This is a genomic window from Burkholderia pyrrocinia, assembly GCF_003330765.1.
Lineage (GTDB): Bacteria > Pseudomonadota > Gammaproteobacteria > Burkholderiales > Burkholderiaceae > Burkholderia > Burkholderia pyrrocinia_B.
Window position 1 is genome coordinate 894,811 of record NZ_CP024903.1, and the last position, 16,741, is coordinate 911,551.

Below are 16,741 nucleotides of genomic sequence, written 5' to 3' on the forward strand. Positions count from 1 at the left end.
ACGCTACCGATGGATATCAGTTTCGATCCGAACCGCACCGCGAACGCCTCGGCGTGGCGCGTGCTGCCCAACCGCTGGGATGCCGTCGCGTTTCCGCTGATCATCTGCCTGCTTGCGATGGCGATCGTCGGCTTCCATCAGACAATGGCGCCGATCGGCGTGCTGCAGACGCAGAAGATCTCGCTCGATCCGTCGAACCTGCCCGAATACGCGCTGCGCACCACGTTGCGGATGCTCGCCGCGATGGTCGCGTCGCTCGTGTTTACGCTCGTCTATGGCACGCTCGCCGCAAAGAGCCGGCGCGCCGGGATGGTGCTGATCCCGATCCTCGACATCCTGCAGTCGGTGCCGGTGCTCGGCTACATCTCGTTTACGGTCACGTTCTTCCTCGCGCTGTTCCCGGGCCGCGTGCTCGGCGCGGAGCTCGCGGCGATCTTCGCGATCTTCACGAGCCAGGCGTGGAACATGACGTTCAGCTTCTACCAGTCGCTGCGCACGGTGCCGCGCGATCTGAGCGAAGTGTCGCGGGGCTTCCACCTGACGTCGTGGCAGCGCTTCTGGAAGCTCGAAGTGCCGTTCTCGATGCCGGGCCTGATCTGGAACATGATGATGTCGATGTCGGGCGGCTGGTTCTTCGTCGTCGCGTCGGAAGCGATCACCGTCGGCAACCAGACCATCACGCTGCCGGGCGTCGGCGCGTATCTCGCGCAGGCGATCTCGGACAAGAACCTCGGCGCGGTGGGCTGGGTGATCGTCGCGATGTCGGTCGTGATCCTCGCGTACGACCAGTTCCTGTTCCGCCCGCTCGTCGCGTGGGCCGACAAGTTCCGGATGGAAAACACGGCGTCGGGCGACGCGCCGCAGTCCTGGCTGCTCGACATGATGCGCCGCACGCACCTGATCCATCAGTTGCTCGTGCCGGCCGGCTGGCTGCTGTCGCAGGCGGCGCGCGTGCCGCTGCGCGTGCCGTCGCTGAAGGGCACGCGGTCGCGCGGTGCGCCGGCGCGCCGCTCGTCGCGGATCGGCGACATCGTGTGGGGTGCGTTCGTGATCCTGCTGACGGTGTATGTCGTCTGGCGCGTCGTCGGCTTCGTCGCAACCGGCGTGACGATGGCCGAGGTCGGCCACGTGCTCGTGCTCGGGCTCATCACGCTGCTGCGCGTGGTCGTGCTGATCGCGATCGCATCGGTGGTCTGGGTGCCGCTCGGCGTGCTGATCGGGCTGCGCCCGGCGCTGGCCGAGAAGATCCAGCCGCTCGCACAGTTCTTCGCCGCGTTCCCGGCGAACCTGCTGTTCCCGGTGTTCGTGATCGCGATTGTCCGCTTTCACCTGAACGCGGATATCTGGCTGTCGCCGCTGATCGTGCTCGGCACGCAGTGGTACATCCTGTTCAACGTGATCGCCGGGGCGATGTCCTATCCGAACGATTACAAGGAAGCCACGAAGAATTTCCGCATCCGCGGCTGGCAGTGGTGGCGGCAGGCGATCCTGCCGGGCATCTTCCCGTACTACGTGACCGGCGCGATCACCGCGTCGGGCGGCGCGTGGAACGCGAGCATCGTGTCCGAGTTCGTGCAATGGGGCGACACGAAGGTCGTCGCGCACGGCCTCGGTTCGTACATCGCGCAGATGACCGCCGCCGGCGACTTCCCGAAGATCATCCTGGGCATCGCCGTGATGTCCCTGTTCGTTACCTTGTTCAACCGTCTGCTGTGGCGTCCGATGTACGCCTATGCGGAATCCCGGCTCCGTCTCGATTGAGAGTAAGCGCGATGCAAAATTCGACCGTTATCAACGCCCCTGTCCAGACGCCCCAGCCGCCGCGCCTCGGCGAGGAAATCCTGCGCGTCGAGCACGTGAACCGCGGCTTCAGCAAGTCGCAGGGCGAACTGCTCGTGCTCGACGACGCAAACCTGTCGCTGCGCGAAGGTGAGATCGTCGGGCTGCTCGGCCGTTCCGGTTCGGGCAAGTCGACGCTGCTGCGGATCATCGCCGGCCTGATCGAGCCGACCGGCGGTGAAGTGACCTACCTCGGCCAGCCGCTGCGCGGCCCGGCCGAAGGTGTCGCGATGGTGTTCCAGACCTTCGCGCTGTTCCCGTGGCTCACCGTGCTGCAGAACGTGGAGGCTGGCCTCGAAGCGCTCGGCGTCGGCGCGCGCGAGCGGCGCGAGCGTGCGCTCGCCGCAATCGACCTGATCGGTCTCGACGGTTTCGAGAACGCGTACCCGCGCGAGTTGTCGGGCGGCATGCGCCAGCGCGTGGGCTTTGCGCGCGCGCTCGTCGTCGACCCGACGATCCTGCTGATGGACGAGCCGTTCTCCGCGCTCGACGTGCTGACGGCCGAGACGCTGCGTACCGACCTGCTCGACCTGTGGACGCAAGGGCGGATGCCGATCAAGTCGGTGCTGATCGTCACGCACAACATCGAGGAAGCCGTGTTCATGTGCGACCGGATCCTTGTGCTGTCGTCGAACCCGGGCCGCGTGATCGCCGAGATCAAGGTGCCGTTCAAGCACCCGCGCAACCGGCTCGATACCGACTTCCGCAAGCTCGTCGACGACATCTACGCGAAGATGACCGCGCGCCAGACCAACGAAGCGACGAAGAAGGGGCTCGAGCTCGGCAGCTGGCTGCCGCGCGTGTCGACCAACCTGATGGCCGGCCTGATCGAGACGCTCGCGATGGCGCCGTATCACGGCCGCGCCGACATGCCGGAAATCGCGCGCACGCTGCATCTGGAAGTCGACGAACTGTTCCCGATCGCCGAAGTGCTGCAGTACCTCGGTTTCGCGGACGTGCGGGAAGGCGACGTGTTCCTGACGCCGCCCGCACGCGTGTTCGCGGAATTCGGCACGCAGGAGCGCAAGCTGATGTTCGCGGATCACCTGCTGAAGCACGTGCCGCTCGCCGCACGGATCAGGAAGGTGCTGAACGAGCGTCCGGGCCATCGCGCGCCGCGCGTGCGCTTCGAGCAGGAACTGGAGGATTTCCTGTCCGACGAGGTCGCCGAGGAAACGCTCGACGCGGTGATCGACTGGGGCCGTTACGGAGAAGTCTTCTCGTACAACGACAAGACCGAAGTGTTCAGCCTCGAGGACGTCGAGAGCTGATGTCCGCACCCGAATGGCGAGCGATCGTCATTCGGGCAAGTCGCGCGGGTTGGTGTGCTGCTCGATCCCGCCCGTGCCGAGCTGCTCGATCTTCTCCATCCGCTGCCGCGCGAGTTCCGGCAGCCGGTTCGTCACGCCGATCACCAGCGCTTCGGCGAGCGCCAGCGCCGGCACGTTGGTCTGCAGCATCGCGAAAGGGCGCCCCTGGATCCGCAGCACGATCTCCGCGAATTCGCCGATCGGCGATCGCCATTCGTCGGTGATCAGCAGGATCCGCGCGCCGAGCCGGTGCGCGGCCTGCGCGAACCGGATGCTGTCCTTCTGGTAGCGGCGAAAGTCGAAAATGACGAGCACGTCGTCGCGCCCCATGTCGGCCAGTGCGACCGACGCGAGGTTCACGTTGGGCTCGACAACCTGCACATGCGGGCGCGCGTAGGCCAGCGTGAACGAAAACAGCGAAGCGAGCGGCGCCGTGTAGCGCCCGCCGCCGCAGAAGATGCGGACGGCCGGATCGGCCAGCAGCGCCACGGCTGCATCGAACGCCGCCGCGTCGAGCCCTTCGATCGTGGTCGCGAGCGACTCGGACAGCCGCTGGAAAATCGCCGAATGACTGTCGCGCCTGCCCGATTCGGAATGGAACGCATCCATCCGCGCGAGCGGCGAATTCATCGCGGTGTCGATCTCGTCATGCAGTGCCTGCTGGAACGACGAATAATTCGGAAAGCCGATCCGGACGACAAAGCGAAACACGGTCGGATCGCTGACTTCGGCCTGCTTGGCGAAGCTCGCGATCGGCCCGAGGCCGAGGCTCGGGTAGCGATCCAGCAACGCGTGCGCGACCTTCTGTTCCGACGGCGTGAAGCTATCCATCTGGGATAACAGCAACGCCCTGATGCTCGTCCCCATCGGGCACTCCAGCTCTCTTATCTGAATGACAAACGGCAGACAGGCGTCTGCCGGCGACTCCACGCATGTTAGCCGATCGACGTGAGCCGGGCCGCGGGTGGCCCGAAATTAGAGGGACGTATCGCTCGGTCAGCAGGCTCGCCTATCAATGTAATGAAACAAACATTCATCGAGAAGCAATTCCGTGAGTCTTCGCTTCAAATTCAGTGATAACCCTAGGTTTTGGTGCAAAAAAGCGAGTGCTATGATCGCGGCCTCGCCGGAATGTATGGTTTATTACATGCCGGATTGGCAGCGTCGGCACGCGATTGCGCGGCGGCGCATCCCGGCATGGCCCGGTTATTTGTCTGGAGGATTCCGTCATGAGGCGGCTCGTCGTACTCACCCTGTTGTCGGCCATTCACGTGTGCGCGTTCGCCGCTTCGGAACCCGCGGTCGAAGCGAAGAACGGCATGGTCGTGTCGTCGCAGCACTTCGCGTCGCAAATCGGCGTCGACATCCTGAAGGACGGCGGCAACGCGGTGGACGCGGCCGTGGCGGTCGGTTATGCGCAGGCCGTGACCAATTCGTGCTGCGGCAATATCGGCGGCGGCGGCTTCATGACCGTGCACCTGGCCGGCGGCCGCGACCGCTTCATCAACTTCCGCGAGACCGCGCCGGCCGCGGCTTCCGCGAACATGTATCTCGATGCGGCGGGGAATGTCATTCCGGACCAAAGCCTGTACGGCTATCGCGCGGTCGGCGTGCCGGGCACGGTCGCCGGCCTCGATCTCGCGCAGCGCAAGTACGGGAAGCTGACGCGCAAGCAGGTGATGGCGCCGGCGATCCGGCTCGCGCGCGACGGCTTCGTGCTGACGCGCGCCGATACGGACATCCTCGATACGACGATCGAGCGCTTCAGGAAGGACCCGGAAGCGGCGCGCATCTTCCTGCGGCCGGACGGCACGCCGCTGCAGCCGGGCGATCGCCTGGTGCAGAAGGACCTGGCCCGCACGCTCGAGCGTATCGCGGAGCAGGGGCCCGACGCGTTCTATCACGGCGAGATCCCGAAGATCGTCGAAGCCGCGGCGAAGCGTGGCGGCGGCCTGATCACGGCCGCCGATTTCGCGTCCTACCGCGCGCAGGACATGGCGCCGCTGACGTGCACGTATCGCGGCTACGAGTTCGTGTCGGCCCCGCCGCCGAGCTCGGGCGGCGTGACGATGTGCGAGACGCTGAACATTCTCGAAGGGTATGACATGCGCAAGCTTGGCTACCATTCGGCCGCGGCGGTCCACTTCATGACGGAAGCGATGCGGCACGCGTACGAGGATCGCAACACGCTGCTCGGCGATCCGAACTTCATCGACAACCCGGTCGCGAAGCTGACGAGCAAGGAATACGCGGCGCAAATCCGCAAGAGCATCCATGGCGATACCGCGACGCCGTCGGTCGACGTGCAGCCCGGTGTCGGCGTGCACGAGAAGCCGGAAACGACGCATTACTCGATCGTCGACCGCGACGGCAATGCGGTGTCGACGACCTATACGGTCAACGGCCGCTTCGGCGCCGTGGTCATCGCGCCGGGCACGGGCTTCTTCCTGAACGACGAGATGGACGACTTCACCGTGAAGGTCGGCGTGCAGAACCTGTTCGGCCTCGTGCAGGGCACGCGCAACTCGATCGCGCCGGGCAAGCGTCCGCTGTCGTCGATGGCGCCGACCATCGTGAAGAAGGACGGCAAGGTGTTCATGGTGGTCGGCTCGCCGGGCGGGTCGCGCATCATCACGATCACGCTGCAGACCGTGCTGAACGTGATCGACTACGGGATGACGCCGCAGGACGCGGTCGCCGCGCCGCGCATCCACCACCAGTGGCTGCCCGACGCGGTCTATTACGAAACCTACGGCCTGTCGCCCGACACGCTCGCGATCCTGGGCAACATGGGCTACAAGATGGTCGAGCAGACGCCGTGGGGCGCCGCCGAACTGATCATGGTCGGCCTGCCGGGCACCGAAGCGGCGAGCCGCCAGAGTTCCGGGAACGATTCGTCCGTGTCCGGCAACGTGCGCGCCGGCTTCATCTATGGCTACAACGACCCGCGCCGTCCGGCCGGATCCGCAATCGGTTACTGACTCGAGTCCCGTCATGAACAAACGAATGTCCGCGGCAGGCTGGATCCTGCTCGCAATGGCGGCCGGCATCTTCATCGGCTACCTGATCTACACGCAGTTTCCGGACAAGCAGTCGGCCGCGGAAATCGCCGGCTACATCTCGCTCGTGTCCGATGTGTTCCTGCGGCTGATCAAGATGGTGATCGGACCGCTGGTGTTCTCGACGCTCGTCGTCGGCATTGCGCACATGGGCGATGCGTCGTCCGTGGGGCGCGTGTTCGTGAAGGCGCTCGGCTGGTTCGTCAGCGCGTCGCTGATCTCGCTGCTGCTCGGCCTGCTGATGGCGAACCTGTTGCGGCCCGGCGAAAACCTCGGCCTGCCGCTGCCGGACATCGGCGCGTCCGCGCATCTCGCGACGTCCAAGTTCACGCTGAAGGACTTCGTCGGCCACATGGTGCCGAAGTCGTTCGCCGAGGCGATGGCGAACAACGAGATCCTGCAGATCGTCGTGTTCTCGATGTTTTTCGGCGTCGCGCTGTCGGCGCTCGGCGAGCGCGGCAAGATTCTCGTCGCCGCGATCGACCAGTTGTCGCACGTGATGCTCAAGATCACCGGCTACGTGATGAAGCTCGCACCGCTCGCGGTGATGGCCGCGATGGCGTCCACCGTCGCGATCAACGGGTTGTCGATCCTGCTGAAGTTCGCGGTGTTCATGGGCGATTTCTACGTGAGCCTCGTGCTGCTGTGGAGCACGCTCGTTGCCGCCGGGCTGCTGTTCCTCGGCCGCCGCGTGTTCAAGCTGCTCGTGCTGATCAAGGAAGCGTTCATGCTGTCGTTCGCGACCGCGAGCTCCGAGGCCGCGTATCCGAAGATCCTCGACGCGCTCGACCGTTTCGGCGTGCGGCGCAAGATCTCGAGCTTCGTGATGCCGATGGGCTATTCGTTCAACCTCGACGGCTCGATGATGTACTGCACGTTCGCGTCGCTGTTCATCGCGCAGGCCTACGACATCCATCTGTCGCTCGGCACGCAGGTCACGATGCTGCTGATCCTGATGCTGACGTCGAAAGGGATGGCCGGCGTGCCGCGCGCATCGCTGGTCGTCATCGCGGCGACGCTGCATCAGTTCAACATCCCGGAAGCCGGGCTGCTGCTGATTCTCGGTGTCGACACGTTCCTCGACATGGGCCGCTCGGCCACGAACGCGGTGGGCAACTCGATCGCCAGCGCGGTGGTCGCGAAGTGGGAAGGCGAGCTGATGTCGGAGTCCGAAGCGCAAGCGCATGCCGCGCATCTCGACGCCGAACTGGAACGGCAGGGCAGCGATCCGGCCTATGACGCGGGCCGCGCGACCCCGGTCTGACGCTAGACCGTCAACGCCTCGTCGATGCACGCCGCCAGCACCATCGCGGCGGCGTTGCCCGGCGTCGAGCCGAGCAATTGCGGCGCATAGACGCTGTCGCCGCTCTCGATCGACCGCCCCGACAGCGCGCAGACGCCGCGCTTGCGCGTCGTGAACAGCCGCCACTTCTGGTAGCCGTAGTGCCCGGTGCACGCATCGCGCCACGAAATCATCACGGTGTCGGCCGTGGGCCGCTCGAGCACGCTGATCGTCGGCCGGCTCGTCGCGTCCCACGACGGCAGCCGGTCGCGCGTGACGCTGCGCCGCTGCGGCACGCCCCACGAAACGGATGGCATGTCGAAGCTGCCGATTGCGGCGACGGTCATGAGCCAGGACGCTGCACTGTCATTCATGTGTGCTTTCCTCGAAACGTTACGCGGTGCCGCGACGCGCGGCATCACGACAGGCGGATGCGCGGCTGCACGCAGCCGTTGATCCGTTCGGCGATCCACAGCAGGGTCGCCTTGGAGAAACCGTGCAGCGCCTGCTGGTGCCGCCGGTAGAGCATCAGGTGGCTGAACTGCGCGAAACGCCCCTGTATGAAGCCGCCGCGGAAGAACCCGAACTGCCCGAGCGTGCCGAACGCGTCGTAGTCGCTGATCGACACGAGCGCGCCGAAATCGTGGAACGCAAACGGCGGAATCGGCTTGCCGTCGAGCCACGCGGGCAGGTGCTTCGCGAGATGCTCGGCCTGCTGCGTCGCGACTTGCGCGGTCGGCGGCAGCGGCCGTTCGTGGCCGTCGGGCAGCAGGCTCGCGCAATCGCCGATCGCAAACACATGTTCGTCGGCCGTCGCCTGCAGCGTGGGCCCGACGGCGATCTGGTTCGCGCGGTTCGTGTCGAGCCCGCCCAGCGCCTGCATGAAATCGGGCGCCTTCACGCCCGCCGCCCAGACCATCAGGTCCGCTTCCGCGAACGAACCGTCGCCGTAGTGGAAGCCGGTCGCGTCGGCCGCTGTAACGCGCGTCGACGTCAGCACGCGAAAGCCGATCTGTTCGAGCCGCCGCTGCGCCGACGCGGAAATCCTCGGCGGAAACGCGGCGAGGATGCGCGGGCCGCTTTCGAGCAGCGTGAGCTGCAGCCGTTCGCGCACCGTTTCGTCGCCGTAGGCTTGCGCCACCTCCAGCAACCGGCTCAGTTCCGCCGCGAGTTCCACGCCGGTCGCGCCCGCGCCGACGATCGCGACGCGCAGCGGCTCGTCGCGCGCGATGCTGCGAAACACGCGCATCCGCAACGCTTCGTTGAAGGTCTCGGCCTGCTTCTGACTGTCGATGAAGTAGCAGTGCTCGCGCACCCCCGGCACGCCGAAATCGTTGGCCTGGCTGCCGAGCGCGAGGATCAGCACGTCGTATTCGAGTTCGCGCGCATCGATCACCAGCGCGCCGTCCTGCGAGCGGATTTCGCCGAGCCGCACGCGGCGGCGCGCGCGATCGAGCCCCGTCAGCTCGCCGGGCTGGTACGTGTAACCGTGGTCGCGCGCATGGGCGAGGAAGATCACCTGCTGCTGCTGCACGTCGCGCGTGCCGGCTGCGATCGTGTGCAGCATCGGCTTCCAGATGTGGGTCGGGCTGCGGTCGACGACGGTGACCTGCGCGCGCCCGGACCGGCCGAGACGCTCGCCCAGGCGGGTCGCGAGCTGCAGTCCGGCGATCCCGCCGCCGACGATGACGATGCGTGTAGGGGTTGTCATGAATAAATCATCACGTGATGAATAAGGTATGATCCTAGCGCTTTCCGGCTTCGCGTGTCAACGAAGCGGGGCAGGCAGCCCGGTTCCGGCGACGTGAAACCGGGGTCCGAACACGGGCATTCGAACCATTCAAGGGGAGCAGGAAAACGTGGCTGAAGTCACTGAGCGCGCGCCGTCGAAGCGGCGTACGCGCGGGCGGCCGCTGGCGGATGCGTCCGTCGGTCCGGACGTGATATTGCGGGCCGCGCGCCGCACGTTCGCGAAGCGTGGCTACGACGCGACGAGCGTGCGCGAAGTCGCGCGCGAACTGGGAATCGACGCGGCGCTGATCGCCCATCATTTCGGCACAAAGGAAACATTGTGGCTGGCCGTCGTCGAGCAGATCGCCGAGCTGGCCGAGCCGATGTTCGACGCGTTGCGCGCGCTGCGCACGTCGTCATTGCCGCATCGCGAGCGCGTGCGGCGCGCGATCGAGCTGTGCGTCGATCACGAATTCGAAGAGCCGGATATCGGCATGTTCTTCTCGACGGCGGCGACCGAGGAGGGCTGCCGGCTCGACCAGTTGCAGGCGCGGCTCGTGCGCCCGTATCACGACGTGATGGTGCCGTTGCTGTCGGACGCGGTGCAGGCCGGCGCAATCCGCGCGGCGGATCCGGTCGTGCTGTTCTTCATGATCGCGAGCGCGATCGGCATGACGGTCTCGTACAGCCACATGATGCGGGAGTACACGTCGCTGCCCGCGCGGCAGCCTGAATTCAAGCAGGCCGTGCTTGGCATCGCGCTCAACCTGATCGGCGACTGAGCGTCGCGCGGTCTCGCGCATGCGGCCGCGAAGGCCGGCGTCGAAAGTTTCACCGTCGCGCTCGCGCGGGAACTCGGGCCGCGCGGGCCCCGTCCGTCATTCGAGGTCCTTGGGCGGCGCGTCGCCGAGCCAGCGCCGCGCGCCGGGCCCGTTGCGGCCCGCGCGGTCCTCCGGGTTGGTCAGCTTGCAGCGCTTCAGCGACAGGCAGCCGCAGCCAATGCACTCGTCGAGGTTGATGTAGAGCCGCTGCAGTTCCTCGATCCGGCTCGCGACGCGCTGCTTCCAGCCGCGCGACAGCCGCTGCCAGTCCTTGTTGCTCGGTGCCGTATCCTCAGGAAGGCTGACGAGTTGCTCGGCGATCTCGTCGAGCGAATAGCCGATCTTCTGCGCGAACACGATGAACGCGATCAGCCGCAGCACCGCGCGCGAATAGTGGCGGTGGCTCGAGCCGTTCCGGTGCGACTTGATGAGCCCGCGCGTCTCGTAGAAGCGCAGCGTCGATGCCGGCACACCGCTGCGCGCGGCCACTTCGCGGATCGACATCAGTGGCCACTGCGGAATTTCCTGGATACCCATGACGCCCTCCGGGAAAGCTTGACTTGAAGTTAACTTCAACTTTTATGCTACGCGGCAGTTTAACCCGTCGCGAGGCATCATGCTCCCCTTATCCCTACGCAGGACGTCGCCGTTGGGCGCCACTTGTGCACTGCTGCTGGCGTTGTCGGGCTGTCACGACGGCAAAGGCGCAGCGTCGGCCCATCCCCTTCCCGAAGTCGGCGTCGCCACCGTCGCGCCGCGCACGGTCCGCCTCGCGGACGAATTCAACGGACGCGTCGAGGCCGTCGACGCGGTCGAATTGCGGCCGCGTGTGAGCGGCTATCTGCAGCGCGTCGCCTACAAGGAGGGCGACCTCGTCGCGCAAGGTGCGCTGCTGTTCGAGGTCGACCCGCGCCCGTACCGGATCGCGCTCGACCGCGCGAACGCGCAGCAGCAGCGGGCCCGCGCGGCCGCGAGTCTTGCGAACGTGCAGCTCAAGCGCGTGCGGACGCTGATCGATGCGCATGCGACGTCGCAGGAAGAGCTCGACAACGCGCGCGCCACCGCCGAGCAGGCACGCGCGGACCTGCAGGCGGCCGACGCGGCCGTCGCCGACGCGAAGCTCAATCTCGGCTTCACCGAAGTGCGCGCGCCGATCGCGGGCCGTGTCGGCCGCGCGGTCGCGACCGCCGGCAACCTTGCGCGCGCGGACGACACGCTGCTGACGACCGTCGTGTCGCAGGATCCTGTCTACGTGTATTTCGACTGCGACGAGCAGAGCTACCTGCGCTACAACGCGCGGCGTGCCGACCCGAAGCATCGCGCGATCGGCGCCGATCCGGTGCGCGTGGGCCTCGCGAACGAGACGGGCTTCCCGCATGCGGGCACCGTCGATTTCCTCGACAACCGGCTCGACCCGCAAACCGGCACGATCCGCGCGCGCGTGCGGCTGCCGAACGCGGACCACACGTTCACGCCGGGCCTGTATGCACGCGTGCAACTCGTCAGCGGCCGGGACCAGGATGCGCTGCTCGTCGACGACAAGGCCGTGCTGACCGACCAGGACCGCAAGTACGTGTACGTGATCGGCCCCGACGACAAGGCGCTGCGCCGCGATGTGACGATCGGCCGCGAGCTGGAAGGTGAGCGCATCGTCGAGAAGGGGCTGCAGGCGGGCGATCGCGTGGTCGTCGACGGCGTGCAGCGAATTTACTATCCAGGCGCGCAGGTGAAGCCGAAGGCGCTGCCCGTGCGCGCCGATGCCGGTACTGGCAACGGCAACGGCAACGGCACGGGCGGCGGCACGCAGGCAGTGGCCGACGCCGGCGCGCCGGCCGCGCAATGACGGGAGACATGTGATGGATTTCTCCCGATTCTTCATCGACCGGCCGATTTTCGCGGTCGTGCTGTCGATCGTCGTCTTCGCGCTCGGCCTGATCTCGATCCCGATGCTGCCGGCCGGCGAATATCCGGAAGTCGTGCCGCCGAGCGTCGTCGTGCGGGCGACGTACCCGGGCGCGAACCCGAAGGAAATCGCCGAATCGGTCGCCGAACCGCTGGAAGAGGCGATCAACGGCGTCGAAGGCATCATGTACATGAAGTCGGTCGCCGGGTCGGACGGCAGCCTGCAGGTCGTCGTCACGTTCCTGCAAGGTGTCGATCCCGACACGGCCGCCGTGCGCGTGCAGAACCGCGTGAGCCAGGCGCTGTCGCGCCTGCCCGACGAGGTGCGCCAGTACGGCGTGACCACGCAGAAGCAGTCGCCGACGCCGCTGATGTATGTGAGCCTCTATTCGCCGGACAACAGCCGCGATTCGCTGTACCTGCGCAACTACCTGACATTGCACGTGAAGGACGAGCTGTCGCGGCTCACCGGTATCGGCGACGTCGGCGTGTACGGCTCCGGCGACTACGCGATGCGGCTGTGGCTCGACCCGAACCGGCTCGCGTCGCGCGGACTGACCGCGAGCGACGTGATCGCCGCCGTGTGCGAGCAGAACGTGCAGGTGTCGGCCGGCCAGCTCGGCGCGGAGCCGTCGCCGAAGGCGAATGACTTCCTCGTGTCGATCAACGTGCGCGGCCGGCTGCGCACGGTGCAGGAGTTCAGCGACATCGTGCTGCGCAACGGCGACGACGGCCAGGTCGTGAAGCTGTCCGACGTCGCGCGCATCGAGCTCGGCGCGGGCGACTACACGCTGCGCTCGTATTTCAACGACAAGCATTCGGCCGTGGTCGGCATCTTCCTGTCGCCGGGCGCGAACGCGCTCGACGTCGCGAAGGCCGTTTATGCGAAGCTCGACGAACTGTCCAAGCGCTTCCCGCCCGGCGTTGCGTACCGCCCCGTGTGGGACCCGACGGTGTTCGTGCGCGAATCGATCCGTGCGGTGCAGCACACGCTGATCGAGGCGGTCGTGCTGGTCGTGCTCGTCGTGATCCTGTTCCTGCAGACGTGGCGCGCATCGATCATTCCGCTTGTCGCAGTGCCCGTATCGGTGGTCGGCACGTTCGCATGGCTCCATCTGCTCGGCTATTCGATCAACACGCTGACGCTGTTCGGGCTCGTGCTCGCGATCGGGATCGTCGTCGACGATGCGATCGTCGTCGTCGAGAACGTCGAGCGCAACATCGCGCAGGGGCTGAGCCCGCGCGATGCCGCGCACCAGGCGATGCGCGAGGTGTCGGGGCCGATCGTCGCGATCGCGCTCGTGCTGTGCGCGGTGTTCGTGCCGATGGCGTTCATGTCGGGCGTCACGGGCCAGTTCTACAAGCAGTTCGCGGTGACGATCGCGATTTCGACGGTGATCTCCGCGATCAACTCGCTGACGCTGTCGCCCGCGCTCGCGGCGAAGCTGCTGCGCCCGCACGGTGCGCCGAAGGATGCGCTGACACGCGGGCTCGACCGCGCGTTCGGCTGGCTGTTCCATCCGTTCAACCGCTTCTTCGAGCGCAGCTCCGATCGCTATCACGGCGTGGTCGCACGCACGCTGAAGCGGCGCGGCGTGGTGTTCGCGGTCTATGCGGCGCTGCTCGCGGGCACCGCGCTGCTGTTCAATGCGGTGCCCGGCGGCTTCATCCCCGTGCAGGACAAGCTGTACCTGTTCGCGGGCGCGAAGCTGCCGGAAGGCGCGTCGCTCGCGCGCACCAGCGCGGTGACCGAGCAGATGACGAAGATCGCGCTCGGCACCGACGGCGTCGAGATGGTGCCGGCGTTTGCCGGGCTGAATGCGCTGCAGGGCGTGAACACGCCGAACATCACGAACTCGTACGTGATCCTGAAGCCGTTCGACCAGCGTCATCGCACTGCCGCGCAGATCAACGCGGACCTGAACGCGCGCTTCGCGGCCATCGGCGGCGGCATCACCTATGCGCTGATGCCACCGCCGATCCAGGGCCTCGGCAACGGCTCCGGCTACTCGCTGTACCTGGAGGATCGCGGCGGGCTCGGCTACGGCGCGTTGCAGAACGCGCTCACCGCATTCCAGGCCGCGGTCGCGAAGACGCCGGGGATGAGTTATCCCGTCAGCTCGTACCAGGCGAACATCCCGCAACTCGAGGTGAAGGTCGACCGGCTGAAGGCGAAGGCGCAGGGCGTCGCGCTGACCGACCTGTTCAACACGCTGCAGGTCTATCTCGGCTCGATGTACGTGAACGACTTCAACGTGTTCGGCCGCGTGTACCGCGTGATGGCGCAGGCCGATGCCGGCCACCGGCAGACGGCCGCCGACATCGCGAACCTGCGCACGCGCAATGCGAAGGGCGAGATGGTGCCGATCGGCTCGATGGTCACGGTCGGCCCCGCGTACGGGCCCGACCCGGTCGTCCGCTACAACGGTTATCCGGCCGCGGACCTGATCGGCGACGCCGATCCGAAGACGATGTCGTCGTCGCAGGCAATCGCGAAGCTCCAGCAGATCGCGAAGGAGGTATTGCCGCCCGGCATCACGCTCGAATGGACCGACCTCAGCTACCAGCAGGTCACGCAGAGCAACGCGGCGATCGTCGTGTTCCCGCTCGCGGTGATGCTGGTGTTCCTCGTGCTTGCGTCGCTGTACGAGAGCTGGACGCTGCCGCTTGCGGTGATCCTGATCGTGCCCGTGTGCATGTGCGCGGCGCTGTTCGGCGTGTGGCTGTCGGGCGGCGACAACAACGTGTTCGTGCAGGTCGGTCTGGTCGTGCTGATGGGGTTGGCATGCAAGAACGCGATCCTGATCGTCGAGTTCGCGCGCGAGCTCGAAATCCAGGGCAAGGGCGTGATCGAAGCCGCGCTCGAGGCGTGCAAGCTGCGGCTGCGCCCGATCGTGATGACGTCGGTCGCGTTCATCGCGGGCTCGGTGCCGCTCCTGATCGGCAGCGGCGCGGGCAGCGAAGTGCGCGCGGCCACCGGCGTCACCGTGTTCGCGGGGATGCTGGGCGTCACGCTGTTCGGGCTGTTCCTGACGCCCGTGTTCTATGTCGCGATCCGCAAGCTCGCAGGCGGCACGCCGGCCGTCTGGAGCGAACAGCACGGCACCCTTGAAGGAGAAAACCGATGAGCGCAGCTTTCCGTCTTTCCGCGTTCGCGATGTCGGTGACGCTCGCCGCGTGCGCGGTCGGCCCCGATTTCAGGCGGCCCGACATGGCGACCGCCGTACGGTTCGCACGCGACGCGCATCCGGCCACGCAGCACGATGCGTCGCCGGCCGATACGCCGCCCGACGCATCGGCCGATGCCGACGCCGCGTTCTGGCGCGGCTTCGGCGATCCGGCGCTGACGCGGCTGGTCGACGCGGCGCTCGCGGCGAACCAGGACCTGCAGGTCGCCGTGTCGCGCTACGACGCATCGAATGCGCTGCTGTCGCAGGCGGCCTTCGACCGCTATCCGACGATCACCGCGAGCGGCCAGATCGGCCATCAACTGATGAGCAAGGACCAGGCATTCGGCGCGCCGCGCAGCCAGCGCGATACGCCGACGTCCAGCATCGGGATCAATGCCGCGTGGGAGCTCGACCTGTTCGGCCGGGTGCGCCGCTCGATCGAGTCGCAGCGAGCGGAAACGGCGGCCAGCGCGGCGGACGTGCGTGCGGTGCGCGTCGCGATCGCGGGCGAGGTCGCGAGCACGTATGTCGATCTGCGCGGCTCGCAGGAGCGGCTGCGGATCGCGCGAGACAACGCGGACAACCAGAAGCAGACGCTCGCGCTGATCAATGCGCGCGTCGGCGCGGGGCGCGGCTCCGAACTCGATGCGGCGCGCGCGCGGGCGCAGTACGAATCGACGACGTCGCGGATCGCCGTGTACGAAGCCGCGATCGGCGTCGACGAGCACCGCCTCGCGGTGCTGACCGGGCAGACGCCGGATGCGCTGATCGGCCGGTTCGATATCCCGAAGGCAGCCGCGTCGACGGGCACGCCCGTGCCGCTGCCAGTGCTTGCCGCCGACATCGATCCCGGCACGCCGGGCGACCTGCTGCGCCGGCGCCCCGATGTCGCGGCCGCCGAAGCGCGGCTGCATGCGGCGACCGCGCGCATCGGCGTCGCGACGGCCGACCTGTTTCCGCGCTTCACGCTGTCGGGGCTGCTCGGCAGCGCGACGAGCAGCTACGGATTCTTCCGGGCCGGCAGCGATACGAACCTGATCGCGCTTGGCATTGACTGGTCGTTCCTCGATGTCGGCCGCGTGCGCGCGCGGATCGCCGCGAGCGACGCGGAAGCGGCCGGCCAGCTCGCGCAGTACCGGCGGACCGTGCTCGGTGCGCTGGAGGAAACGGAGAACGCGTTGTTGCGCGTCGCGCGCACCCGCGACGAGACGGCGCACCTCTTGCGGGCGGCGGACGACAGCGCGCGCGCCGCGCAGCTCGCGCAGACGCGCTTCTCGGCCGGTGCGATCGACTACTACGAAGTGCTCGACGCGCAGCGGACGCTGCTGCAGGCGCAGGATGCGGCGGCCGACGGGCGGATGCGCAGCGCGGCGTCGACGGTGGCACTGTACAAGGCGCTCGCGGGCGGCTGGCCGTCGGGAACGGGGCAGGGGGCGCAAGGCCCGCTCGCGCAGTCGGGGCGGTAGCACGCGGGGCCGCGCGGCGGGCCGGGGGCGTTGCGCCCGCCGCGCGGCGGACCTCGCATCGCCCGCGCCGCACGGGCGGCGCGGAAACCGGCCGGTTGCCCGCCGGGAAACATTGTTCTCCTTCGTCGTAAACGTCTCGAATGCGTGATATTTGCGCTGCT

General features: G+C 67.2%; 12 protein-coding genes and 1 pseudogene. 9 read left to right on the forward strand and 4 right to left on the reverse strand.

Features of this window, described 5'->3' with window-relative positions; genetic code table 11:
* Nucleotides 1-9: 9 nt before the first annotated feature.
* Both CUJ89_RS21515 and CUJ89_RS21520 read left to right on the forward strand, forming a co-directional pair.
* A complete protein-coding gene (locus CUJ89_RS21515) occupies nt 10-1,761 on the forward strand; it encodes an ABC transporter permease (protein WP_114179470.1) in 1,752 nt (583 codons plus the stop codon).
* 11 nt (nt 1,762-1,772) lie between these two features.
* Complete coding sequence (locus tag CUJ89_RS21520) at nt 1,773-3,110, forward strand: AAA-associated domain-containing protein (protein WP_114179471.1); 1,338 nt, start codon at nt 1,773-1,775, stop codon at nt 3,108-3,110.
* Nucleotides 3,111-3,137: 27 nt separating this feature from the next.
* Here CUJ89_RS21520 and CUJ89_RS21525 read toward each other — a convergent pair whose 3' ends face one another.
* Nucleotides 3,138-4,016: a MurR/RpiR family transcriptional regulator gene (locus CUJ89_RS21525; RefSeq protein WP_114179472.1), complete on the reverse strand. Its 879-nt coding sequence runs from the start codon at nt 4,014-4,016 to the stop codon at nt 3,138-3,140.
* Nucleotides 4,017-4,378: 362 nt separating this feature from the next.
* Here CUJ89_RS21525 and ggt point away from each other — a divergent pair, with 362 nt between their 5' ends.
* Nucleotides 4,379-6,130 (forward strand): gamma-glutamyltransferase, encoded by a 1,752-nt coding sequence (gene ggt / locus CUJ89_RS21530; protein ID WP_114179473.1) that lies wholly within the window; start codon nt 4,379-4,381, stop codon nt 6,128-6,130.
* Nucleotides 6,131-6,143: 13 nt separating this feature from the next.
* Nucleotides 6,144-7,472 carry a dicarboxylate/amino acid:cation symporter gene (locus tag CUJ89_RS21535; RefSeq protein WP_114179474.1) on the forward strand — a complete coding sequence of 443 codons (1,329 nt, stop codon included), beginning with the start codon at nt 6,144-6,146 and terminating at the stop codon, nt 7,470-7,472.
* Between the two features lie 2 nt (nt 7,473-7,474).
* Here CUJ89_RS21535 and CUJ89_RS21540 read toward each other — a convergent pair whose 3' ends face one another.
* Together CUJ89_RS21540 and CUJ89_RS21545 are read right to left on the reverse strand one after the other, a co-directional pair.
* Entirely contained in the window at nt 7,475-7,864 is a 390-nt protein-coding gene (locus CUJ89_RS21540; protein ID WP_114179475.1) for a DUF3331 domain-containing protein, read from the reverse strand.
* Between the two features lie 44 nt (nt 7,865-7,908).
* Nucleotides 7,909-9,201: an NAD(P)/FAD-dependent oxidoreductase gene (locus tag CUJ89_RS21545; protein WP_114179476.1), complete on the reverse strand. Its 1,293-nt coding sequence runs from the start codon at nt 9,199-9,201 to the stop codon at nt 7,909-7,911.
* Between the two features lie 148 nt (nt 9,202-9,349).
* Here CUJ89_RS21545 and CUJ89_RS21550 point away from each other — a divergent pair, with 148 nt between their 5' ends.
* Both CUJ89_RS21550 and CUJ89_RS38580 read left to right on the forward strand, forming a co-directional pair.
* The gene (locus tag CUJ89_RS21550; protein WP_114179477.1) at nt 9,350-10,003 is read left to right on the forward strand and encodes a TetR/AcrR family transcriptional regulator; all 654 of its coding nucleotides are present in this window, start codon (nt 9,350-9,352) and stop codon (nt 10,001-10,003) included.
* Between the two features lie 9 nt (nt 10,004-10,012).
* Nucleotides 10,013-10,090, forward strand: a pseudogene (locus CUJ89_RS38580) (3-oxoacyl-ACP reductase); the annotation flags it as partial.
* A 9-nt stretch (nt 10,091-10,099) separates the two neighbouring features.
* Here the strand turns inward: CUJ89_RS38580 and soxR are convergent.
* Complete coding sequence (gene soxR, locus CUJ89_RS21560) at nt 10,100-10,579, reverse strand: redox-sensitive transcriptional activator SoxR (protein WP_059522233.1); 480 nt, start codon at nt 10,577-10,579, stop codon at nt 10,100-10,102.
* A gap of 79 nt (nt 10,580-10,658) precedes the next feature.
* On the opposite strand from soxR, the gene CUJ89_RS21565 reads away from it, so the two are divergent.
* The 3 genes from CUJ89_RS21565 to CUJ89_RS21575 are packed head-to-tail and all read left to right on the forward strand — an operon-like array spanning nt 10,659 to nt 16,580.
* Nucleotides 10,659-11,885, forward strand: coding sequence for an efflux RND transporter periplasmic adaptor subunit (locus CUJ89_RS21565; protein ID WP_114179478.1), 1,227 nt, complete (start codon nt 10,659-10,661; stop codon nt 11,883-11,885).
* Nucleotides 11,886-11,898: 13 nt separating this feature from the next.
* On the forward strand, nt 11,899-15,072 hold the full coding sequence (locus tag CUJ89_RS21570) for an efflux RND transporter permease subunit (protein WP_114179479.1): 3,174 nt from the start codon (nt 11,899-11,901) through the stop codon (nt 15,070-15,072).
* A complete protein-coding gene (locus tag CUJ89_RS21575; protein WP_114179480.1) occupies nt 15,069-16,580 on the forward strand; it encodes an efflux transporter outer membrane subunit in 1,512 nt (503 codons plus the stop codon). The genes CUJ89_RS21570 and CUJ89_RS21575 overlap by 4 nt, the downstream gene beginning before the upstream one ends.
* Nucleotides 16,581-16,741: the final 161 nt, after the last annotated feature.

Excerpts from the sequence above, each read along its gene's own strand:
- CUJ89_RS21540 (WP_114179475.1), bottom strand. The coding sequence starts at position 7,864 with ATGAATGACAGTGCAGCGTCCTGGCTCATGACCGTCGCCGCAATCGGC.
- CUJ89_RS21535 (WP_114179474.1), top strand. The coding sequence starts at position 6,144 with ATGAACAAACGAATGTCCGCGGCAGGCTGGATCCTGCTCGCAATGGCG.
- CUJ89_RS21515 (WP_114179470.1), top strand. The coding sequence starts at position 10 with ATGGATATCAGTTTCGATCCGAACCGCACCGCGAACGCCTCGGCGTGG.
- soxR (WP_059522233.1), bottom strand. The coding sequence starts at position 10,579 with ATGGGTATCCAGGAAATTCCGCAGTGGCCACTGATGTCGATCCGCGAA.
- CUJ89_RS21520 (WP_114179471.1), top strand. The coding sequence starts at position 1,773 with ATGCAAAATTCGACCGTTATCAACGCCCCTGTCCAGACGCCCCAGCCG.
- CUJ89_RS21570 (WP_114179479.1), top strand. The coding sequence starts at position 11,899 with ATGGATTTCTCCCGATTCTTCATCGACCGGCCGATTTTCGCGGTCGTG.
- CUJ89_RS21565 (WP_114179478.1), top strand. The coding sequence starts at position 10,659 with ATGCTCCCCTTATCCCTACGCAGGACGTCGCCGTTGGGCGCCACTTGT.
- ggt (WP_114179473.1), top strand. The coding sequence starts at position 4,379 with ATGAGGCGGCTCGTCGTACTCACCCTGTTGTCGGCCATTCACGTGTGC.
- CUJ89_RS21575 (WP_114179480.1), top strand. The coding sequence starts at position 15,069 with ATGAGCGCAGCTTTCCGTCTTTCCGCGTTCGCGATGTCGGTGACGCTC.
- CUJ89_RS21545 (WP_114179476.1), bottom strand. The coding sequence starts at position 9,201 with ATGACAACCCCTACACGCATCGTCATCGTCGGCGGCGGGATCGCCGGA.
- CUJ89_RS21525 (WP_114179472.1), bottom strand. The coding sequence starts at position 4,016 with ATGGGGACGAGCATCAGGGCGTTGCTGTTATCCCAGATGGATAGCTTC.